The organism is Burkholderia sp. A9 (genome assembly GCF_000801975.1).
Map to the genome: position 1 here is coordinate 1 of NZ_JSZN01000067.1, position 2,845 is coordinate 2,845.

The following is a 2,845-nucleotide window of genomic DNA, read 5'->3' on the forward strand; positions in this document are numbered from 1 at the left end:
TTGGTCCGCTCAAATTTACCCTTGGCCATTTTCGACTCCCAAAAGGAATTTCACAGGTTGCGCCGCGCGCAAACAGACACTGACTTTAACTGCTGGTGCCCATGGGCAGGATCGAACTGCCGACCTCTCCCTTACCAAGGGAGTGCTCTACCACTGAGCCACATGGGCGGTATTACGCTTCAACTTCACGGACTGGAGCGGGTGAAGGGAATCGAACCCTCGTCGTAAGCTTGGAAGGCTTCTGCTCTACCATTGAGCTACACCCGCACGGGCCACTACGATCCCTTACCACTCACTGCGCTGATATTCTTGGTGGAGGAGGTTGGATTCGAACCAACGTAGGCGTAAGCCAACAGATTTACAGTCTGCCCCCTTTAGCCACTCGGGCACCCCTCCGTAGAGAACTGACGATTATGGGGGTGCATCGAACTCTTGTCAAGCGCATCCGGAAGATTATTTTCATTCTCTTCCAGCGCGCCCGCTCGACTCACCCGACACCCACACTCGCCTGGCTGAGGCAAGCACGAGAGGATCGCCTATCGGCGCCCACATCTTCGTCAGACTCCGCCTTCAGCGCCGATTTGCATCTTCGCTGAAAACGAAAGACCGCCATCATACGACCTCCCGCGCATAATGCCAAGCGGGTAGATGAAAAAAATCGCAATTTCCATGCCGGATGGGTTTGCAGCACCTTCTTCGGCGGCTCGGACCGGTCGAAGTCGGTTAATAGCGACACATCAGCCCGCCGCCAGCTACGGGACGGCTCGCGACTTTGCAGGGTTGGCCGGCGCGCCAAAACCGGATTCGGGATAGAGCACCACCGGTTCCGCCGCTTCCACCGCTTCCACCGCTTCCGCCAGCTCCGCTGCGACGCCAGAACCGACCTTTCAGGAACGGGTGCCAGGATCGACGAAGCCCTCATCACCGCGATCGGAAAGCAGGCACGGTACCATCCCGTGTCGCGCGATCGCCCCGCCTTCGCGACTCCTCCGCCCCATGCGGAATCCAGTTTTCCTTCTTGTCTTCGCGTTGATCTTCTCCGCTCCCGCGGCACAAGCAGGCACCACCGAAAATGCCTGGTGCCGCGCAGGGACGATCGCCGCGATCCGGCAGCAGGCGCTTTCCGAGAGCCACACCGCGCGCGCGCGCGGCGCTGCGGCGCGCGCGGCGTACGACACGTTAAAGCCGGCCATCGACGCCGGTTGCTTGACCGCGACATATGACGGGGCGACACCCGCGAGCGCCATGACTCCGGAAGCGATTGCGTACGCGTGGCTACTGACCGATGCATCGGTCTACCTTATCGCAGCCGGCAGCAACGATGACGCCACCCGGGGCGACTCGGACAACGCGACCTGCCTTGATGTGTTGCTGCCGCTGATACGCGACAATATGCGACCGCGCTCCGGGCTGCCGCATGGCCTGCACGTCGCCGTCGCAGCGAACGTCCAGCAGTGCAGCGCGCATTGTGTCGGACCGTCGTGCAGGCCGACCAACATGAGCGCCTGGTCCGCCTATCGAAGCGAGGCCGCGTTGTACACACGACGTCCGTCATGTCGATACGACGCGCGTCTCGTTCAGTTGAGCGCAGATACCTGCGTCGGCTTCGACGGCGGGGCATATCGCGCGCCTCATACCGATCAGGATGCAAAGAAGTTGACGTGCGACGCGAGTTCTTCGACATCGATCGCTCGTTGCCCGGCGTTGCTCGTGTTGACCCGAGAACAGGGTAAAGGCACGATTCGCCGGTTTGCCGCGGTCGAGCATTCGGCATTGAGCGATCCAAGCACCGCATGCACGGTACGGTCGACCGGCGTCAACGTGGACGGCGGCATTTTGCATTGATGGACGAAGGTCGTGACTGCTTCGGCGGCACCGCCTATTCGCTCGCCGAGGAAGTCTACGTCCTCCGGAATGGTCAGCCCCCGCTCGTCAGAAACAACAGCGCGGACTTCTGACGGGATCGAGCCACTGGACAAATTTTGCGTCTTGCTGCGTCGACTTCGCTGGATCGCTCGATGACGGTTTCACACCTCATTCGGCTGCCAACGGACTTGCTCTCGCGGGCTTGCACTGCTGACGGAGATACTGCGGATGCGCCCCGAACTGCGCCAATTGCGGGGCGGCTTCGCCACCAAAAATCGCCGACATTGGCCGGAGATGGTCAAGGTAGACCACGAAATAACCCGAAATGGCAAATTAACCAAACACGACGCCTCGTTGCGATGTGCGACGTACCCGAGGGGACAAATAGCCGGTGAAAGGCCAGGAGACGAAATCGCGACGAGCATGACGCAGCCAGTCCCGGCAGCCAGACGAGTAACAGAATCCTCGCCGCGCGCCTGGGGGATCGGCGGCGTAGCCGACGGTCGAGTCATTCGGAGGATGGAAACCGCATGGCACTCAGTGCCTGCGGCTGTAGAGCCGACGGAAGCTGCGGATCTCGCTGCGCGAGGTCCGATGCTGCCGGCCTTGATGCGGATTGAATTGCCTCGTTCAGCTGCCGCAGCTCAAACGCTCGGCGTCGATCCGGCAACCGTGCTGCGAGCGGTGCGAGATTCACGGTCATGGCTGCGGCCCGACGACGGGTCGCAGCGAGATACAGTTGATCTCAACCGGGTTGCGGCATGGAGTTACCGGCGTGCATTTGGATGCAGCTCGCGGCCAGCTCACCGCCCGCCGATGCCAATGACCAGCCCACGGCCTCAGCACCCCACCATTTCCGGCGCCAGAAATGCAAAAACCCCCGCCTTTCGGGCGGGGGTTTCTGGCTTAGGGAGCCTGACGATTACCTACTTTCACACGGGAATCCGCACTATCATCGGCGTAGAGTCGTTTCACGGTC

The 2,845-nt window shown here is 61.2% G+C and carries 1 protein-coding gene and 3 tRNA genes; 1 reads left to right on the forward strand and 3 read right to left on the reverse strand.

Translation table 11 applies throughout. The features are described 5' to 3' along the window. Nucleotides 1-93: 93 nt before the first annotated feature. From PI86_RS15420 to PI86_RS15430, 3 genes are all read right to left on the reverse strand, one after another. Nucleotides 94-168, reverse strand: a tRNA-Thr gene (locus PI86_RS15420). A 25-nt stretch (nt 169-193) separates the two neighbouring features. Continuing rightward, nucleotides 194-267: transfer RNA gene (locus PI86_RS15425), tRNA-Gly, on the reverse strand. 43 nt (nt 268-310) lie between these two features. Continuing rightward, a tRNA-Tyr gene (locus tag PI86_RS15430) sits at nt 311-396 on the reverse strand. A gap of 600 nt (nt 397-996) precedes the next feature. On the opposite strand from PI86_RS15430, the gene PI86_RS15435 reads away from it, so the two are divergent. Beyond that, a complete protein-coding gene (locus tag PI86_RS15435) occupies nt 997-1,845 on the forward strand; it encodes a hypothetical protein (protein ID WP_039324304.1) in 849 nt (282 codons plus the stop codon). The last annotated feature ends 1,000 nt before the right edge of the window (nt 1,846-2,845 follow it).